Below are 18263 nucleotides of genomic sequence, written 5' to 3' on the forward strand. Positions count from 1 at the left end.
AGACCTCGGGGAGCTCCGACGCGCGCCCGGTGAACTCCGGCGTGCGCTTCTCGAGGAACGCCGTCACGCCCTCCTTGCCGTCGCCGATCGACTGCCAGTACATCGCCAGCGAGTCCGACAGGTGCGCCTCGAGCGGGTCGGACGCCGCGCTGTTGCGGTAGAGCAGCCGCTTGGCCAGGCCGAGCGCCGCGGGGGAGCGGTTCACGACGAACGACCGCGCGAGCTCGTACGCCGCCGGCAGCAGGTCGTCCGGCTCGTGCACGCTGCGCACCAGCCGGCCGGCCAGGGCGGCGTCCGCGTCGAGGATGCCGGCGGAGTAGACCCACTCCAGCGCCTGCTGGATGCCGACGATGCGCGGGAGGAACCAGCTCGACGCGGCCTCGGGGACGATGCCGAGCCGGCCGAAGACGAAGCCGATCCGCGCCTGGGTCGAGGCCAGCCGCAGGTCCATGGCCAGCGTCATCGTGGCGCCGATGCCGACGGCCGGGCCGTTGATCGCGGCGATGACCGGCTTCGGCAGCGCGTGGATCGCGAGCGTGACCTTGCCGCCGGTGTCGCGGACGCCGGTCTCGAAGGGCTCCTCGTCGTACCGCTGCCGGAACTCGGCGACCGTGGGCCGGAGTCCTTCGTCGAGACCGAAGACGTTGCCCGTGGCGTTGAGGTCCATGCCCGCGCAGAAGGCCCGGCCGGCGCCGGTGACGACCACCGCACGGACGTCGTCGGAGCAGGCGTCGGTCCGGAAGAGCTGCTCGAGCTCGGCGGCCATCGTCAGGTCGAACGCGTTCAGCTGGTCCGGGCGGTGCAGCGTGACGGTCGCGATGCCGTCGTCGTCCACGTCCCACAGCAGGGTCTCGTAGTGGTGCGGGGAGGTCACCGGGTCACGCCCTTCGGGAGGCCCGTCGGCGTGCAGAGGGCCTTCGGGATGTCAGCGGTCTTGTCCTGCTTGATGAAGTCGAACATCTGCTGTGAGCGATCGGGGTCCCAGTGCACCGCGAGGTCCGAGATCGGGACGACGCAGCTGAGGTCGATGCTCGTCATCGCGGACGCCCAGCGGGCGGCGTCGAAGGGGCCCATGCCGTCGCCGAATGCGAAGAAGTCGGGCACGGCGTTCCAGAGCCGCCAGTAGCGGAGGGGGTTGACGAACGTCCATGGCGACATCACCTCGGCGCCGACCGCCGACACGACCTCGCGCTGGTGCTTGACCCGGTCGATGTCGCCGATGCCGGAGGTGTGCCGCGACCGGGCATAGCCGAGCGCGGTGGCGCCGTCGGCCTCCTGGCAGCCCTTCTGGACGTCGAGCTTGGCGAGCGGGTCCAACATGTCCTGGGTCGGGCAGATCTCGATGCCACCGACCGCGTCGACGACGCCGGCCAGGCCGCCGAGCCCGATCTCGACGTACGCGTCGACCTCGATGCCGGTGTTCTGCTCGATGGTGCGCGTCAGCAACTTCGGCCCGCCGAAGGCGTACGCCGCGTTGATCTTGGTGTTGCCGTAACCGGGCACGTCGACGAGCGAGTCGCGGGGGATCGACATCAGCAGGTTCGGGCCGTCGCCGGTGTGCATCAGCATGATCGTGTCGGTGCGCTGGCCGGTGGCGTTGCCCGTCCCGAGGCGCTTGCGCTCCTCGGCCGACAGGCCGGCCCGCGAGTCACTGCCGACGAGGAGGTACGTCGTGCCGGGCTGGTCGTCGGGGCGGTCGCCCTGGGGCTCGAACGCGACCGAGTCGACCTTGGTCCACGCGTAGAGCGGCACGGCGATGAGGTAGACGATCCACGCGAGCAGCAGCAGGCCGACGATGCCGAGATAGAACCTCGGCCCGCGGCGGCGGCGCGGCGTGCCGGGCCCGCCGGGCGCCGGGGTCGGGGGCTGCCGCGGCGGCGGGGCGGGTGGCGGCGTGCTCGAGGAGCGGGGCTGGGTGCGCATCACCCGGGTCTCGTCGGGGCCCGGGTCGCGCTGGCCCTGCTGGCCCTTCTGCCCGTACAGCCAGTGGTAGTCCGGTGCGCCGTCCTCGGGCGCCCCATCCTTCCGAGGACGGTCACTCATGGGGCAAGACGGTACCGGGCGCACAGTCGGGATCCGTCGGTGTGTCGCGGCGCGTTGTGACGGGTGTGACTGGTGATACTGGCCGTCAGCTCACTTCTTCCCCGCTCCACCATCGCAGAGAGGCATCTCGATGCCACCCGTCTCTTCCCCCGGGTCGCACGACTTCCCCCACGGGCGGCAGGTCCCGCGCTTCACCGCCGACGACCGCGCCGCTCGGGTGCGCTTCCGCCGGGCCATGGCGCTCATGCTGATGACGCTCCTCCTGCCCGGCTCCGCGCAGATCGTCGCCGGCAACCGCCGGATCGGCTGGATCGCGCTGCGCACCTGGTTCGTGACCCTCCTGCTCCTGTTGGCCACCGCCGTCGGCGGACTCATCGACCATGGGCTGCTGCTCGAGCTCGGCACCGACACCTTCGCGCTGTTCTGGATGCGGATCGCGCTGATGGTGCTCGCGGTCGGCTGGGCGCTGCTGTTTTTCGACGCCTGGCGGATCGGCCAGCCCCTCACCCTCTCGATGGCGCACCGCCGCGCCGTCGTCGGCGTCAACGGCGTGCTGGCCCTCGCCGTGGCCGGCTCCCTGCTCTTCGGCGCCCACCTCGTCGGCGTCCAGCGCCACTTGATGCTGACGATGTTCGGCGACGGTCAGGTCAGCGACACGCACGACGGGCGCTACAACGTGCTGCTGCTCGGCGGCGACTCGGGCGCCGGCCGCTGGGGCCTGCGGCCGGACTCGATGACGATCGCGAGCATCGACGAGGACACCGGCCGCACCGTGCTGATCTCGCTGCCGCGCAACATGCAGAACTTCCCGTTCGCGCGCGGCTCGGTCATGCACGAGCAGTTCCCCGACGGCTTCGACGCCGACTACCTCAACGGCGTCAGCACCTGGGCCGAGGACAACGCCGAGCTCTTCCCCGACTCCGACCACCCCGGCGTGGACGCCACGGTCGAGGCGGTCGAGGGCATCACGGGCCTGAAGATCAACTACTGGGCGATGGTGAACCTCGAGGGCTTCAAGGACCTCGTCGACGCGGTCGGCGGCGTCACGCTCAACGTCCGCCAGTCGATCCCGGTCGGGCTGCCCCACGACTCGTTCTACAGCCACATCGACCCGGGCGTGCAGAAGCTGGACGGCTTCGAGACGCTGTGGTTCGCCCGCGCGCGCTACGACTCCGACGACTACTCGCGCATGGCGCGGCAGAAGTGCGTGATGAACGCGATGCTCCAGCAGGTCAGCCCGCAGACCGCGGTCCGGAACTTCCAGAAGATCGCCGAGGCGAGCTCGGCGATGATCTCGACGAACATCCCGGCCAGCGAGGTCGACACGTTCATCTCGCTCGCGCTCAAGGCCCGCGACCAGAAGGTCTCGACGCTCTCGCTCGTGCCGCCGATGATCAACACCGCCGACCCCGACATCAAGCTGGTCAGGGCCGAGGTCGTCGAGGCCATCGACAAGTCCGAGGGAGACGCCCCCAAGGACAAGCCGCGCAGGAAGAAGAGCAGCGCGTCGGTGACCGGCGGCTCGCTCGGCTCGCTGAGCGAGGGGTACGCCGCCAACCAGGCGGACGACCTCGGCTCCGCCTGCTGACCGCGACCCGGCCCCTAGGGGGCGGCCGCCGGCGGCGAGCCGGCTGCCGCCACGGCGTGCAGGGACTGGAAGAGCTGGGCCATCGACGTGGCACCCGCGTCGACGTGCCCCATGCTCCGGTCGCCGAGATAGCTGCCACGGCCGACCCGGGCGGTCATGGCCGCGGTGGCGTCCCGGCCCGCCGCGGCCGCGGCTGCCGCCTGCTCGGTCGCCGTGGTGAGATCCGCGCCGGTGGCCTCCGCACGCTGGAGCGCCTCCACCGCCGGTGCGATCGCGTCCAGCAGCGTCTTGTCGCCGGGCTGGGTCCGCCCGAGCTCGCCGATCCCGGCAGCGGCTGACGCGAAGCCGCGGCTCAGCCGCGCCAGGTCGAGCCGGTCGACCCCGTCGCCCTCGTCGCTGAGCCGCAGGAAGACGGTGCCGTAGAGCGCGCCGCTGGCGCCGCCGACCGAGTTGACGACCGCCATGCCGACCGCGTCGAGCAGCGCCCGGACGTCGTCGTACGCGCTGTCGGCGAGAACCGGCTCGAGCGCCTCGACGCCGCGCTTCAGGTTCGAGCCGTGCTCGCCGTCGCCGGTCGCCGAGTCCAGCTCGTCGAGCTCGTCCGCCTGGGCCAGGACCGCGGCCCCGAAGTGGTCGAGCCAGCGCCGGAGGTCCTCGGTCGACAGTGCGTTCGTCATCTCAGGCCTTCCAGCGAAGAGTGGTCGTGTGGACCGGGTCGTCCCAGAGCTCGACGAGCTCGTCGTCGAGCACGAGCACCGACAGCAGCACCCCGTGGGTGTCGAGCGAGGTCAGGAAGTCGCCGACGAGCGATCGCTCGACGACCGCGCCGCGGGCGCGGAGCCGCTCGTGCACCAGGCCGTAGAGGCCGTACAGCTCGATCGCGGGCGTCGCCCCCAGGTCGTTCATCATGACGAGGACCCGGGTGTCCTCCGCGATGTCCAGCTCGTCGACGATGCGCTCCAGGAGGACGTCGGCGACCTCGTCGGCCGGCGGCAGGTCGCCGCGCTCCTGGCCGCGGTCACCGCCCAGGCCCACGCCGATCTCGTACTGCCCCTCCGGCAGCTCGAAGGTGGGCCGCCCCAGGCGCGGGGGAGTGCACGAGCTCAGGGCCACGCCGAACGTCCGGGAGCTCTGGACGACGCGACGGGCGAGAGCGGCCACCTCGTCGAGCGACCGTCCGCGCTCGGCGGCCGCTCCGGCGATCTTCTCGGCGAGGACGGTCGCCCCCAGTCCCCGGCGGCGCGCCTCGAGCCCGGGTGGGAACGACGCGTCGTCGTCGACGAGGACCTTCTCGATGCGGATGCCGCGCCGGCTCATGATCTCGGCGGCGAGCCCGAAGTTCATGACCTCGCCGCCGAAGTTCTTGATGATGAAGAGCACGCCGGATCCGTGGTCGGCCGCCTCGGTGGCGGCCATGATCTGCGCCGGGACCGGTGAGGTGAACACCTCGCCGGGGCAGGAGGCGTCCAGCATGCCGAGCCCGACGTACCCCGCATGCAGGGGCTCGCAGCCCGACCCGCCCCCCGAGATCAGTCCCACCTTGCCGGGCCGGGCGGGGGCGGCGCGGGTGACGATCCGGTCCTCCGTCCGGAAGGCGACGACCTCGGGATGCGCGGCGGCCAAGCCGGTCAGGTACTCGGTGACGGCCGTGTCCGGGGCGTTGAGGAACTTCTGCATCAGCGGCCCCCGGCCCTAGCACGCGGCCGCTCTGGACCAGTAACCATCTCGAAACTTTCCCTTGACATCCACGTCACACCCCAGATGATATTGGTCATACCACCCGATCACAAGATCACACGATAGTCCGATGGGATGACCACATCGGAGCCATTCGAGCAGGGAGGACGGGCGTGATGGACACCACTTCTTCGTCGGCGTCGCTGACCGCGGAGCGGACTCTCCCCGCCGCTCCGATCCTGGAGATGGCGGAGATCTCCAAGCGCTACCTGGGCGTGCAGGCGCTCGACCGCGTGAGCCTCACGGTCAACCGGGGCGAGATCCACGCCCTCCTCGGCGGCAACGGCGCCGGCAAGTCGACGCTCCTCAACGTGCTGTCGGGGATCGTCCGGCCCGACGGCGGCACGATCGACGTGGACGGCGAGCGTGTCTCGATCGACCACCCGAAGGAAGCGCAGCGGCTGGGGATCGTCACGATCCACCAGGAGCTGTCGACGGTCGCGGACCTGACGGTGCTGGAGAACATCTTCCTCGGGAACGAGACAGCTCTGGACGGCCGCGGCTCACTCCTCGTCAACCGTCGCCAGATGGCACGCCGTGTCGCCACCCTCGCTGCGGAGTTCGGCATCTCCGCCGCCGAACTGGGCCGGCCGGTCGGCGAGTTCGGAGCGCTGACGAAGCGGGCCGTCGAGATCGTCAAGGCGCTGGCCGCCAACCCGAAGATCCTGATCCTGGACGAGCCGACGTCGGGGTTGGAGGAGCATGAGAAGTCGTTGCTCTTCGACCACATGCGCAGCCTCCAGGAGCGCGGTGTCGCGCTGATCTGGGTCACCCACCACCTCGACGAGCTGTTCGGTCTGGCCGACGTGGCGACCGTGATGCGGGACGGGAGGACCGTCACCACGGCACCGCTCGCGTCCCTCGACCAGCGCACGCTCGTCACGCACATGTTCGGCGGCGACGCCGCCGAACTGCTGACGGTCTCGGGCTCCGAGGACCGGTCGGTCGCTCGCGAGCGCCAGGACGTTCCTCGCCTGCGGGCCTCGAACATCTCCCGGCCGGGGGTGCTGCGCGACATCTCCTTCGAGCTCTACCCCGGCGAGGTGCTGGGCATCGCCGGACTGGCCGGTGCCGGCCGGACCGAGCTGGTGCGGGCGCTGATGGGGCTGGACAAGATCAGCGGCGGGCGCATCGAGATCGACGGCAAGGTCCGGCGCATCAAGCACCCGCGCAAGGCCTACCGCGCCGGGCTGGCCATGGTGCCCGAGGACCGCAAGCAGATGGGCATCCTGGCGGAGTTCTCCGTCGCGGAGACCGTCTCGGTCTCCCGACTGGGTTCGGTCTCGCTCGGTGGCCTGCTCAGCAAGCGGCGGGAGCGACGCCTGGCCGACTCCTACGTCCGGCAGCTGGGCATCAAGACACCGAACTCGGGCGAGAAGATCCGCAACCTCAGCGGCGGGAACCAGCAGAAGGCGATCATCGCGCGCTGCCTCAACACCAACCCGTCGATCCTCATCTTCGACGAGCCCACGCAGGGCATCGACGTGCACGCCAAGGCCGAGGTGCACCGGCTCATCCGTGAGCTGGTGGAGGGAGGGACGTCGGTCCTGCTCGTCGCCTCCGAGTTCTCCGAGCTGATCAGCCTGAGCGACCGCGTGATCGTCATGAACCGAGGCTCGCTCGTGGGGGAGATCCCCGACATCCCGAGCCGGGTGGCCAGCGAGGGCATCGAGTCCGTCAAGCACCAGATCATCGACCGCGCATCGAGGGCAGAACTGTGAGCAACGCACGCGCCAGAGCCGCCAAGGTCCTCGGCATCGAGGGGCTACCCATCGTCACCGCCCTGGTACTCGTCACGGTGTACTTCGCGGCGACCGTCCCGGCGTTCCTGGACGGCGAGGCCATGCGGTACTACCTCAACGAGGAGGTCCCGGTCTTCATCATCACAGCGGGACTCGCGCTCGTCATCATCGCCGGAGGCATCGACCTCTCGGTCGGCGCGGTCCTGGGCCTGAGCGCCGGCACGTCGCTGCTCGCGTCGATGAACGGGGCCAACGTCGCGCTCGCGGTGGCCGTCGGCGTCGGCACCGGTGCGGCGTTCGGCCTCCTCAACGGCCTGATCATCGTGAAGCTGAAGCTCAACGACTTCATCGTCACGCTGGGCACCTTGAACATCGCGGCCGGACTGCTCGTGGTGCTCACCGGCCACACCCAGATCACCGGTACGAGCGACAGCAAGTTCCTCGGGATCGCCGGCAGCTCGGTCCTCTCGGTCACGAGCGCGCTGGTCCTGGCGGTGGTGGTCGTGGCCGTGCTCCAGGTGGTGCTCGTCAAGACCGCGTTCGGCCGTAGGGCCAAGGCGACCGGTGCGGGGGCAGCCCCGGCGCTGGTGGCCGGTATCGACGCCGGCCGGATCAAGCTCTACGCCTACGTCATCTCAGGCAGCCTCGCCGGCCTGGGGGGCGTCCTGCTCGCCTCCCGACTGAACTCGGTGCAGCCGGGCATGGCCGGCGGCTACGAGCTGACGGCGATCGCGGCCGCGGTGCTGGGCGGGGTGAGCCTCGCGGGCGGACGGGGCGCGATCTGGCAGGCGGCGGTCGGCTGTCTGCTGCTGGCCACCCTCAAGCAGGGCTTCCGGCTCACCGGCGTGGACCCGCTCGTCTTCTCCATCATCATCGGCGTCTGCATCCTCGTCGGCGTCATCGTGGACCGGGGCGTCTTCCGGCTCTCGCTGACCTTGGGCACACCGCGCACCGCGCCGCAGACGCCTCTTGTTCCTGCGAGCGGAGGTCAAGGGAAATGAACCAGTTCTCGTCCCGATCGGCCGGTCAGGCCCTGCGCCGCCGGGTCGCCAGCGATCCGGCAGCCGGCATCCTGCTCCTGCTGGTGATCGCCGCGATCACGATGTCGGTCCTCGAGCCCACGTTCGCGACGGCAGGCAACGTGACCAACATCGTCAACGCGATGGTGACGGTCAGCTTCCTCGCCATCGGCATGACGGTGGTCCTGATCGCCGGCGGGCTCGACCTCTCGGTCGGCTCGGTGATGGGACTGTCTGCCGGGGTTGCCGCGAACCTGCTGACCTACGGGTTCCCGATGCCGGTCGCGTTCCTCGGCGCCCTCGCGGTCGGGGCCGGGATCGGCCTGGTGAACGGCCTGCTGATCACCAAGCTGGGGATCCCCGACTTCATCGCGACCCTGGCGATGCTCGGGATCGCGGGCGGTGTCCTCCTCTACTGGACGGCCGGCGTCCCGATCCTCGGCTACATGAACGAGACGTACTACTACATCGGTGGGCTGACCAAGCTGTTCGGTCCGATCACCCTTCCGATGATCCTGGTCGTCGTCGTCGCGGCCGCTGTCGCGTTCCTGCTCCGGCGCACCCGGTTCGGCGTCACGCTGTACGCCGTGGGCAGCTCGCCCACCGGCGCGCTCCACGCCGGGGTCCGCGTCGACCGCGTGAAGATCGCGGCGTACGTGATCAGTGGCCTCATGGCCGGCATCGCCGGCATCCACATCGCCGGCCGGACGACGACCGTGCCCCCGCTGATCGGCAACGGGTACGAGATCACCGCGATCGCGGCAGCGGTGATCGGAGGTGCCTCCCTCTTCGGCGGCAAAGGCCGCGTCTTCGGAGCACTGGTCGGCGCGCTCACGCTCACGCTGACCCGCAACATCATCAACCTGACCGGGGTCGAGTCGAGCTGGCAGGCCGTGGTCACCGGTCTCGTCCTCATCGTGGCGGTCGCCGCGAACCAGACGTGGAGCGTGCTGCTGAGCCGCTCCCGAGCCCGGGGCCTCACCCGGACCACTCCCGCAGTCTCTCGGGATCGGTCGTCATCGACGCGAGATGCAGATGTCGACGATGGCGGAGCACCTGCGACACAGCGGTACCCCGAAACAATCCCGTGAGAAAAGGTAAGGAACCGACATGAACATCGACGGAATCTCTCGGCGCCGGCTGCTCCGCACCGGCACCCTGGTCGGCGCCGGCATCGGGGCGGTCGCACTGACCGGCTGCACGTCCGGCGGAGGCACAGCTGCCGGCGCCGGCGGGGCCCTCGAGAGTGGTGCCGCGAAGGACTACGACGAGGCGATCAAGAAGATCGTCGACGGTCGCGAGATCAAGGTGGGCTTCACCCCGCCCGTGCTCTCGGAGAACTTCACCCAGATCGAGCACGCCGCCTGGCACAAGATGTACGAGTACGAGCAGCGGTTCGGCTGCAGCTGGGTCTGGGAGCGTCAGGCGCCGGTCGGCGACTTCAACGCGGTGCAGGGGACGCTGGGCATCGTCCAGTCCTGGGTGTCGCGCGAGTTCGACGCGATCGCGGTCTGCACGGGCGCGAACTTCGCGACCGTCCAGAGCCTCTACCAGGACGCGTCCGAGAAGGGCGTCAAGATCTACCAGTTCAACCAGCCGGCCGAGCTCTACCCCGAGGAAGAGCTGCAGACCGTGACGAACGTCGGCTACGACAACCGCTGGCAGTCGGGCTACCTCGCGGGCAAGTACATCGCGGAGAAGCTGGGCGGCTCGGGCAACATCCTGCAGATCTGGGGCCCGTCCGGCTCGGACTGGACCCGGGGCCGCAAGATCGGGTTCGACAAGGCGCTCGCCGAGAACCCCGGCATCAAGGTCGTCGGTGAGGCCGACGGCGGCTACGTGCGCGACAAGGGCTTCGCGGCCGCGCAGGACCTGCTCACCAAGAACAGCGACATCAACGCCATCTACGGCGAGAACGAGGAGATGGCGCTCGGTGCGTCGCAGGCCATCGACGAGGCCGGCCTCAAGCACTGGGACGGCTCGGACGGCATCCTCACGATCGGCGCGGACGGCCTGGTGTCCGGCTACGACCAGATCAGCGCCGGCAAGCTGACCGCCACCGTCGACATCGGCGGGGTCGACCAGGGCCAGAACCTGATCGAGGCGATCTTCATGACCGCGGTCCTCGGCCAGACGGTCACCCAGATCATCAACAACCCCACCCAGGTCGTCGACAAGTCCAACGTCGACTGGCACCGCGAGTACACGAAGTGGGCGCTCGCCGCACCCAAGAAGTACGGCTCCTGACCTGCTCCCGGCACCGGCCGCTCGCGCGGCCGGTGCCGGCGACGGGTCGCCACCCGCGTGACCGCACCCATCCGCACGACGTGACCCGAGGAGGTGAGTGACATGACGACCGACGAGCCGACCGCGATCGTGCCCGTCCGGCAGCTCCGCCTCTCGGACGCCGTGGCCGCCCAGCTCGAGGCGCTCATCAACTCGGGGCACTTCGGCGAGGAGGGTCGGCTGCCCGCGGAGCGCGAGCTCGCGGAGCGCTTCGCCGTCGGGCGCGGCAGCATGCGGGAGGCCATCCGGAAGCTGGAGACCCTCGGCATCATCACCAAGGCCCAGGGCGTCGGCACGTTCGCCGTCGCCGGCGCCGGGCCCGCGCGGATGAGCCTCCTCAGCGCGGGGGACGTGTCCGCACTCGAGCTGTTCGAGGTGCGCTACACCATCGAGACGTTCGCCGCGGGCCTGAGCGCCCAGCGCCGGACGGCCAGCGACCTCACGGAGCTCCAGGCGGTGCTCGACCGGTCGATGGCGCCCGGCGTCGACAACGCGGAGTTCGTGCGCCTCGACTTCGAGTTCCACCGGCTCGTCGCCCAGTCGGCGAGGAACAGCCTCATCGTCCCGATGTTCGACCAGCTCGCCGGCGCTCACGCGATCTACTCCGCCAAGGTCATCTCGCTGCCCGGGCGTCGCGACCGCGCACACCAGGGCCACCTCGCGATCCTCGCCGCGGTCGCCCAGCGCAACGTCGCCGAGGCGGAGCAGCAGGCGCGGGCTCACCTCCTCGCAGCGGAGGAGGACCTGGTGAGCGCCGTCGAGGAGCCAGACTCACCGGCCGACGGAGCGAAGTCACTCGTCAGCCACTAGGAACCGTCAGGTCGTCGTACGACGATCCCGAGCAGGGCGGTCGGACCTCCGGCCCCCGCACCCCAGGAAGAGACAGGTTGGAACTGACGTGAGCATTCAAGGCAAGCGCATCGCCCTCATGATCGAGGACGAGTACCAGATCCTCGAGGGCTGGTACCCCTACCTCCGCCTCATCGAGGCCGGCGCCGAGGTGACGGTCGTCGGCAACGGCGAGAAGAAGACCTTCGAGAGCAAGGAGCACTACCCGATGGAGGCCGACGCCTCCCCGGGTGAGGTCTCCGCCGACGACTTCGACGGCGTGGTCGTGCCGGGCGGCTTCGCTCCGGACAACATGCGGCTGCACCGACCGATGATCGACCTGGTCCGAGACATCGCGGCCCAGGGCAAGATGACGGCCGCGATCTGTCACGGCGGGTGGATCCTCGCCTCGGCGGGCGCCGTCGAGGGCCGCCGCGTCACGGGCTACGCACCCATCGAGGACGACCTCGTCAACGCCGGCGGCACGTGGGTCTCCGACGAGCCGGCCGTGGTGGACGGGCACGTCATCACCGCCCGCACCCCTCCGGACCTCCCGGACTTCCTCAAGGCGATCGTCGCCTTCTACGACGAGTGACTCGACAGGAGTGACAAGCATGGCAACACAGCGCAAGCCAGACCCGGTTGACGTGGTCATCGTCGGACTCGGTGCCAGTGGCGGCACCGCGGCGAAGGTCCTGAGCGAGGCGGGCCTCAAGGTGGTCGGCCTCGAGCGCGGCCCCTATCTACGGCACAACGAGCACTTCTCGGGTGACGAGCTGAAGTTCGTCAACCGCAGCTACATGTGGCCCGATGCCAAGCTGACGCCGCGGACCCGACGGGTGGAGGACGACGAGGTCGCCCAGCCGTACCCGTTCTCGATGACCCCGCAGCTCGTGGGCGGCGGGACCAACCACTGGGCCGGATGGGTGCCGCGGCCCCGGCCCTCGGACTTCCTCCAGCGCAGCCTGCACGGCGACGTCGAGGGGATGAGCCTCGCGGACTGGCCGTTCCAGTACGAGCACCTGGAGCCGTACCTCACGAAGGTGGAGTGGGAGTTCGGTGTCGCCGGCATCGCCGGTGCGGACCAGGGGGAGGGGTTCCGGAGCAAGCCGTTCCCCAGCCAGCCGCTGCCGCCGACCCGGTGGGGCCAGAAGTTCTACAAGGCCGCCAACGAGATGGGGATCAACGCGTTCCCGATCCCGCACGCGATGGTCGCCAACGAGCACAAGGGCCGCAAGCCGTTCAACCGGACGAGCTTCTGGAACCAGTACGGCGACCCCAGCGGCGCCCGGTCGAACACGGCCACGACGTTCATCCCCGAGGCCCTGGCCACCGGGAACTTCGAGCTCCGGTCCGACTGCTTCGTCCGCGAGGTGAAGGTCGGCAAGGACGGCAAGGCGACCGGCGTCGTCTACGTCGACCAGTCGGGTGCCGAGATCGAGCAGGACGCGCGTGTGGTGGTCCTCTCGATGGGTGCGATCGAGACGGCGCGCCTCATGCTGCTCTCGAAGTCCGCGCTGTTCCCGGACGGGCTCGCGAACTCCTCGGGCCTCGTGGGCAAGAACGCGACCTTCCACGAGTACCTCTTCGCGATCGGCTTCTTCGACAACGAGATCGACGACCCGGTGTACGGCTGGACCGGCAACTACATCAGCGGCGGCACGATGGACTTCTACGAGACCGACGAGAGTCGTGGCCACATGGGCGGCTGCATCGTCTCGTCCTCGCAGACGTGCCACCCGATCAACATGGTCTTCCCCGGGCGACCCACGTGGGGCCAGGCGTTCAAGGACGCCGACCGCACGTTCTTCAACTGGGCGATGAAGATCGGCCTGATCCTGCACGACATGCCGCAGGAGCGGAACCGCGTCGACCTCGACCCCACGCACAAGGACTTCATGGGTCTCCCCGTCGCCCGGATCACCCACCGGGCGCACGAGAACGACCGGGCCATGGGCAAGTGGCAGGTCGACAAGAACATCGAGATCCTCGAGGTCGCCGGTGCGCGCAAGACGATCCCGGTCTACCTGGACCAGGTCACCGGGAACACCTGCCACCAGCACGGCACGGCGCGGATGGGCTTCGACCCCAGCACGTCGGTCCTGAACGAGTGGTGCCAGACCCACGACATCGAGAACGTGTTCGTGGTCGACGGCTCGGGATTCCCGACGTCCCTGGGCGTGAACCCGACGCTCGCCATGATGGCGAACGCCTGGCGCAGTTGTGAGTACATCGCCGACAACTACCTGAAGGGCCGGGTCGAGCGACTCGCGCCGGCCAAGGCCTGACGGCCGGGGAACGGAGGAAGCACATGAGTTCCAAGGCAGACTGGAAGACGTTCCTGGAGCCGGTCGACCCGGACTCCGACGAGCGGCTCTTCTTCAGCGCACACGAGTGGGACACCGTCGAAGCCCTGTCCGCGCGGATCATCCCGACCGACCACGACCCCGGGGCCCGTGAGGCGCGGGTGGTCGTGTTCATCGACCGCTACCTCTCCGGCATCAACTACATCTTCGCGGCCGCGGACGGGAGCGGGTTCCTGCAGATCGACGGGCCGTACGCCAGCGCGTGGCGGGCGCGGATCGCCGACATGCAGCACACCTACCGCCAGGGGCTGAAGGAGCTCGACGAGCTCTGCACGTCACGGTGGGACCAGCCGTTCGTGGCGCTCACGGACGAGCTGCAGGACCAGGCGCTCGAGGCGCTCTCGGGCGCTCCGAAGCCCGGTCCGGTCACGCTCGGCACCACGGAGCCGGCGAGCACCTTCACGCAGTTCCTCACCGACGACGGGCTGGGCTTCTTCGACGCCCTCTGCCTGCACGTCAAGCAGGGCTTCTACGCCGACCCGGTCTACGGCGGGAACAAGGACCGGCAGGGCTGGAACGTGATCGGCTTCGAGGGCCCGGCGAGCCTGAAGGACACCATGGACGGGACGTACACCACCGACCCGTTCTTCGTGCAGGAGTACGACTGGGCGGAGCTGATCCCGTACCTCAAGGTGCAGACGAAGTGGGATCTCCCCACCTGAGGAGGAGAGGCCCGGTCGCCCGCGCGACCGGGCCTCTCGCCCTCGCGCCCCGAGCCCGTACGCAGGAGACAGCACGCCGAACGGTGGACCAGTGATGAAGATCGAAAGTGTGAAGGCCTACCCGGTCGGGCTCCCGCTCGAGGAGAACCTCCGGTGGGGTGCGATGTCGGTGAGCACGAAGGGCGGCATCATCGTCGAGGTCACCACCAGCGACGGGCTCCTGGGCATCGGCGAGGCGGGCTTCTCGGCGGAGTACTTCCCCACGGTCGGGCCGCTGGTCAACGGCCAGCTGGGACCGATGATCACCGGCCGCGACCCGCGCGACCTCGCGGCGCTGTGGCACGACATGATGCGCGCGACGCACATGTGGGGCCGACGGGGCGTCGAGACCTACGCGCTCAGCGGGATCGACATGGCCCTCTGGGACCTGCTCGGGAAGATCACCGAGCAGCCCGTCCACCGGCTGCTCGGCACGTACAAGCCGTCGGCCCGGGCGTACTACGCGCCCTCCCTCAAGGGCCTCGAGAAGTCGGTGGCCGACGCGGTCGCCGGTGCCCGGGCCGGCTACACCGCCATCAAGCTCCGCGTCGACGGCGACATCGACGCCGCGGTCGAGCTCGTGGGCTCGGTGCGCGACGCCGTCGGCCCCGACGTGGACCTGATGGTCGACGCCAACATGGCCTACGACCGACGCGGGGCGCTCGCACTCGCCCGGGAGCTCCAGCAGCTGCGGGTGAGCTGGCTCGAGGAGCCGATCATGAGCCGGTCGTTGTCGCAGTACGTCGCCTCGCACGCCTGGTTGGCCAACCGCGTCGACATCCCGCTCGCGGGCGGCGAGTCCCTGCTCACCCGGTACGAGTACGTCGACCTGATGAGCGAGCTGCCCTTCGACGTGATCCAGCCCGACGCCGCGAGCGTGGGCGGGATCTCCGAGCTGAAGCGGATCGCGGACATGGCCAGCTCGTGGAACCTCCAGTGCGTGCCTCACATCGGGTGCTCGTCCGGCACGGGCATCGGGCTCGCCGCCGGGCTCCAGGTGATCCTCAGCTGCGAGAACACCCCGCTGGTCGAGGTGGACGCCTACGGGGGGCTCGGCTGGGAGGGCTTCCTCGAGAACCCGCTGGTCGTCCAGAACGGCGAGCTCTGGGCGACCGACGCCGTCGGCATCGGCGTGACCATCGCCGACGGCGCCAGCGAGCGGTTCAGCGTCACCATCGGCGGAGTGCGCTGACCGGGCCGCTCGGCCGGTCGGCCGGCGGCGGGCGCTCGCCGGCGCCCGGGTCCGCCTCGATAGACTTGCCGAGGCGAGCTCGGGCCCGCCCCTTCCGAGGAGGCACTCGTGAGTTCAGCGTCGGCGATGTCTCGGGTCGTCGGCGACGTGCTGAGGAGCGCTGGTGGCTAGCTCTGGTGCGGGCATCAAGCCCGTCAAGCGACTGAAGGTCGCCGACGCCGTGGCCGCTCGGCTCGAGGAGCTGATCCGCGAGGGCCACTTCGGCGACAGCGGACGGCTGCCTGCCGAGCGGGCGCTCGCCGACCAGTTCGGGGTCGGCCGGGGGAGCATGCGGGAGGCGGTGAGCAAGCTCGAGACGCTCGGCATCATCGTGAAGAACCAGGGCGTCGGCACCTTCGCGGTCTACCCGACGCCGCAGGCGGCGGACAACATGCTGTTCCTGACGGCCGGCGACATCACCGCACTGGAGCTCTTCGAGGCCCGCTACGCGATCGAGCCGGAGACGGCCGCGATGGCGGCGTCCCGCCGTACCCAGGCGGACCTGGACGAGCTCCGCGAGATCTGGGAGCAGTCCGTGGAGCCCGGGCTCGACGTGGCGGAGTTCGCGGCCCTCGACTTCAAGTTCCACCACCGGGTCGCCGGGATGTCGCAGAACCGGCTCCTCCGCACGATGCACGAGCAGATCGGTCCCCACTACGCGATCTACTCCGAGCGCGCGGTCTCGATCCCCGGGCGCCGGGAGCGGGCCTGCGAGGGTCATCACCAGATCATGGACGCCATCGTGCGCAAGGATCCCGAGGGCGCGCGGGACGCCGCCGTGGCCCATCTGCGCTCGGCGGAGCGCGACATCGCGCGGGCAGCGAGCCAGAACGACTGACCGGACCGGTGCCACCGTAGGGTGTGGGCCGTGACCGAGCAGCCTGACGAGCGACGCATCGTCGCCGTCGTGGTCACCTTCAACCGGCTGCCGCTGCTGCAGCGGCTGCTCGAGCGCCTCGACGGGGTGCCCGGACTGACGGAGATCCTCGTGGTCGACAACGCGTCGACCGACGGTACGGGCGAGTGGCTGGCCGGCCTGGACGACCGGAACCCGGGCGACGACCACCCCACGACGCCCGTGCTCGGCCGCACCCGGGCCGAGAACGGCGGCGGCGCCGGCGGCTTCCACGACGGACTGGCATGGGCCATGGAGCGCGGCGCCGAGCTGGCCTGGCTCATGGACGACGACGGGCTGCCCGATCCCGGCTGCCTGGCGGCCCTGCTCGAGCAGACCGACCTGGACTTCTGGGGCCCGCTGGTCGTCGACGAGGCCGACCCCGGCCGGCTGGTCTTCCCGATCCGGCTGCCCGGCGGCACCCGGACCGTGCACGCGCTCGGCGACGTCGCGGCGGCCGGCCGCCGCGGCCGGATCGACGGCATCGTGATCCCGTTCAACGGCGTCCTGGTGACCCGTGCGCTGGTGGAGCGGATCGGGCTGCCGCGCGCCGAGTACTTCATCTGGGGCGACGACCACGAGTACCGCCTCCGTGCCGAGGCCGCCGGCGCCCGGATCGCGACCGTCGTCGGCGCGCAGGTCCGGCACCCCTCCGTGGGCGAGCTCGGGACGCCGATGGCGTTCGGCCGCACGACGTACAACCACAGCCCGAGCGATCTCAAGCACTACTGCATGGCGCGCAACAACCTGCTCAACCTGCGCGAGTACAAGGGCTGGCCGCACGCGCTCGCCTTCGTCGCCAAGACGCTGTGGTTCTACGCCTTCACCCGGCCGTCGCCGGGCCGCCTCGGGCTGAGCGCCCGCGCCTGGTGGGCCGCCCTGCGCGGCGACTTCTCCGGGCACCGGAGGTACGTCGGATGACGGGGCCTGAGTCGGTCGCCGTCGTCGTCGTGACCTACAACCGGGCCGACCTGCTGGAGCGGATGCTCGTCGGCCTGGCCGCGCTCGACCGGCTGCCGGACGCGGTGTTCGTGGTCGACAACGCGAGCACCGACCACACCGCCGACGTACTCGCCGCCGCGACCAACCCCGGCCTGGAGGTCATCCGGCCCACCGACAACCTGGGTGGAGCGGGCGGCTTCCACCTCGGCGTCCGCACCGCCCACGCGGCCGGTCACGACCGGGTCTGGCTGATGGACGACGACGTCGTCCCGGCGCCGGACTGCCTGACCGTCCTCCTGGCTCAGGACGAGGACTGCCTGATCGCCGTCCGCGAGGACCTGGCCGGCGACCTCGTCGAGAAGGCCGCGGTCCGGTTCGACCTCCGCAACCCGCTCGCGATCCGGCCCAAGACCGCGTCGGTGGAGACGGCGTACGGCGCCCGGGACCGGATGCCCGAGCGGGTCGAGGTGCAGAACGTCGCCTTCGAGGGCTTCATGCTCCGCCGCCGGGTGATCGACGCGATCGGCCTGCCCGACCCGTCGTTCTTCATCTTCTACGACGACGCCGACTACGCCCTCCGGGCCCGGCGCGCCGGCTACCGGATCTGGGCCGTGCGGGACGCCGTCCTCGTCCGCCAGCTCGCCTTCGACCAGCAGCACGACCTGAGCGGGTGGAAGGGGTACTACATGTACCGCAACCTGTTCGTCGTCCACCTGCGGTACGGCCAGAACCCCCTCGTCCGGCTCAAGCCGTGGCTGATCACGGCCGCCGTCGTCCTGCTCAGCCCGGTCCGCGGCGGTCGCGCCGAGGCGCGCAATGTGACCCGCGCCATGCGAGACGCGCGGGGAATGCGGGTCGTGCCGTCTCGATCCGTAGACTGACCGA

At 70.1% G+C, this 18263-nt stretch carries 17 protein-coding genes; 13 read left to right on the forward strand and 4 right to left on the reverse strand.

All coding sequences use genetic code 11. The features are described from left to right. Both ACYQ0U_RS02070 and ACYQ0U_RS02075 read right to left on the reverse strand, forming a co-directional pair. Nucleotides 1-874: crotonase/enoyl-CoA hydratase family protein (locus tag ACYQ0U_RS02070; RefSeq protein WP_459968882.1), on the reverse strand; the 874-nt coding region annotated here is incomplete at its 3' end. Continuing rightward, nucleotides 871-2043, reverse strand: coding sequence for an LCP family protein (locus ACYQ0U_RS02075; protein WP_459968884.1), 1173 nt, complete (start codon nucleotides 2041-2043; stop codon nucleotides 871-873). The genes ACYQ0U_RS02070 and ACYQ0U_RS02075, both read right to left, overlap by 4 nt. A gap of 130 nt (nucleotides 2044-2173) precedes the next feature. Between ACYQ0U_RS02075 and ACYQ0U_RS02080 the strand changes: the two genes are divergently transcribed. Further along, the gene (locus tag ACYQ0U_RS02080; RefSeq protein ID WP_459968886.1) at nucleotides 2174-3631 is read left to right on the forward strand and encodes an LCP family protein; all 1458 of its coding nucleotides are present in this window, start codon (nucleotides 2174-2176) and stop codon (nucleotides 3629-3631) included. Nucleotides 3632-3645: 14 nt separating this feature from the next. Here the strand turns inward: ACYQ0U_RS02080 and dhaL are convergent, their stop codons facing one another. Both dhaL and ACYQ0U_RS02090 read right to left on the reverse strand, forming a co-directional pair. After that, nucleotides 3646-4308 carry a dihydroxyacetone kinase subunit DhaL gene (gene dhaL, locus ACYQ0U_RS02085; protein ID WP_459968888.1) on the reverse strand — a complete coding sequence of 221 codons (663 nt, stop codon included), beginning with the start codon at nucleotides 4306-4308 and terminating at the stop codon, nucleotides 3646-3648. Nucleotide 4309: 1 nt separating this feature from the next. Further along, on the reverse strand, nucleotides 4310-5308 hold the full coding sequence (locus ACYQ0U_RS02090; protein WP_459968890.1) for a dihydroxyacetone kinase subunit DhaK: 999 nt from the start codon (nucleotides 5306-5308) through the stop codon (nucleotides 4310-4312). Between the two features lie 176 nt (nucleotides 5309-5484). Here ACYQ0U_RS02090 and ACYQ0U_RS02095 point away from each other — a divergent pair, with 176 nt between their 5' ends. The 12 genes from ACYQ0U_RS02095 (at nucleotide 5485) to ACYQ0U_RS02150 (ending at nucleotide 18259) form a co-directional block, all read left to right on the forward strand. Then, a complete protein-coding gene (locus ACYQ0U_RS02095) occupies nucleotides 5485-7089 on the forward strand; it encodes a sugar ABC transporter ATP-binding protein (protein WP_459968892.1) in 1605 nt (534 codons plus the stop codon). Continuing rightward, on the forward strand, nucleotides 7086-8111 hold the full coding sequence (locus ACYQ0U_RS02100) for an ABC transporter permease (RefSeq protein WP_459968894.1): 1026 nt from the start codon (nucleotides 7086-7088) through the stop codon (nucleotides 8109-8111). Before ACYQ0U_RS02095 ends, ACYQ0U_RS02100 begins: the two co-directional genes overlap by 4 nt. Further along, a complete protein-coding gene (locus ACYQ0U_RS02105; protein WP_459968896.1) occupies nucleotides 8108-9220 on the forward strand; it encodes an ABC transporter permease in 1113 nt (370 codons plus the stop codon). The genes ACYQ0U_RS02100 and ACYQ0U_RS02105 overlap by 4 nt, the downstream gene beginning before the upstream one ends. 19 nt (nucleotides 9221-9239) lie before the next feature. Further along, nucleotides 9240-10376, forward strand: coding sequence for a sugar ABC transporter substrate-binding protein (locus ACYQ0U_RS02110; protein WP_459968898.1), 1137 nt, complete (start codon nucleotides 9240-9242; stop codon nucleotides 10374-10376). Between the two features lie 102 nt (nucleotides 10377-10478). Next, nucleotides 10479-11225, forward strand: coding sequence for a FadR/GntR family transcriptional regulator (locus tag ACYQ0U_RS02115; RefSeq protein WP_459968900.1), 747 nt, complete (start codon nucleotides 10479-10481; stop codon nucleotides 11223-11225). Between the two features lie 88 nt (nucleotides 11226-11313). Beyond that, entirely contained in the window at nucleotides 11314-11838 is a 525-nt protein-coding gene (locus ACYQ0U_RS02120) for a type 1 glutamine amidotransferase domain-containing protein (RefSeq protein ID WP_459968902.1), read from the forward strand. Nucleotides 11839-11857: 19 nt separating this feature from the next. After that, a complete protein-coding gene (locus ACYQ0U_RS02125) occupies nucleotides 11858-13531 on the forward strand; it encodes a GMC family oxidoreductase (protein WP_459968904.1) in 1674 nt (557 codons plus the stop codon). 23 nt (nucleotides 13532-13554) lie between these two features. Then, nucleotides 13555-14271, forward strand: a complete 717-nt coding sequence (locus tag ACYQ0U_RS02130) for a gluconate 2-dehydrogenase subunit 3 family protein (protein WP_459968906.1) — start codon at nucleotides 13555-13557, stop codon at nucleotides 14269-14271. A 94-nt stretch (nucleotides 14272-14365) separates the two neighbouring features. Continuing rightward, complete coding sequence (locus tag ACYQ0U_RS02135) at nucleotides 14366-15502, forward strand: mandelate racemase/muconate lactonizing enzyme family protein (protein ID WP_459968908.1); 1137 nt, start codon at nucleotides 14366-14368, stop codon at nucleotides 15500-15502. 163 nt (nucleotides 15503-15665) lie between these two features. Beyond that, a complete protein-coding gene (locus ACYQ0U_RS02140; RefSeq protein ID WP_459968910.1) occupies nucleotides 15666-16379 on the forward strand; it encodes a FadR/GntR family transcriptional regulator in 714 nt (237 codons plus the stop codon). A 30-nt stretch (nucleotides 16380-16409) separates the two neighbouring features. Next, nucleotides 16410-17357: a glycosyltransferase family 2 protein gene (locus ACYQ0U_RS02145; RefSeq protein WP_459968912.1), complete on the forward strand. Its 948-nt coding sequence runs from the start codon at nucleotides 16410-16412 to the stop codon at nucleotides 17355-17357. Next, nucleotides 17354-18259 carry a glycosyltransferase family 2 protein gene (locus ACYQ0U_RS02150; protein ID WP_459968914.1) on the forward strand — a complete coding sequence of 302 codons (906 nt, stop codon included), beginning with the start codon at nucleotides 17354-17356 and terminating at the stop codon, nucleotides 18257-18259. Before ACYQ0U_RS02145 ends, ACYQ0U_RS02150 begins: the two co-directional genes overlap by 4 nt. Nucleotides 18260-18263 lie beyond the last annotated feature (4 nt).

The organism is Nocardioides pyridinolyticus, assembly GCF_054653575.1.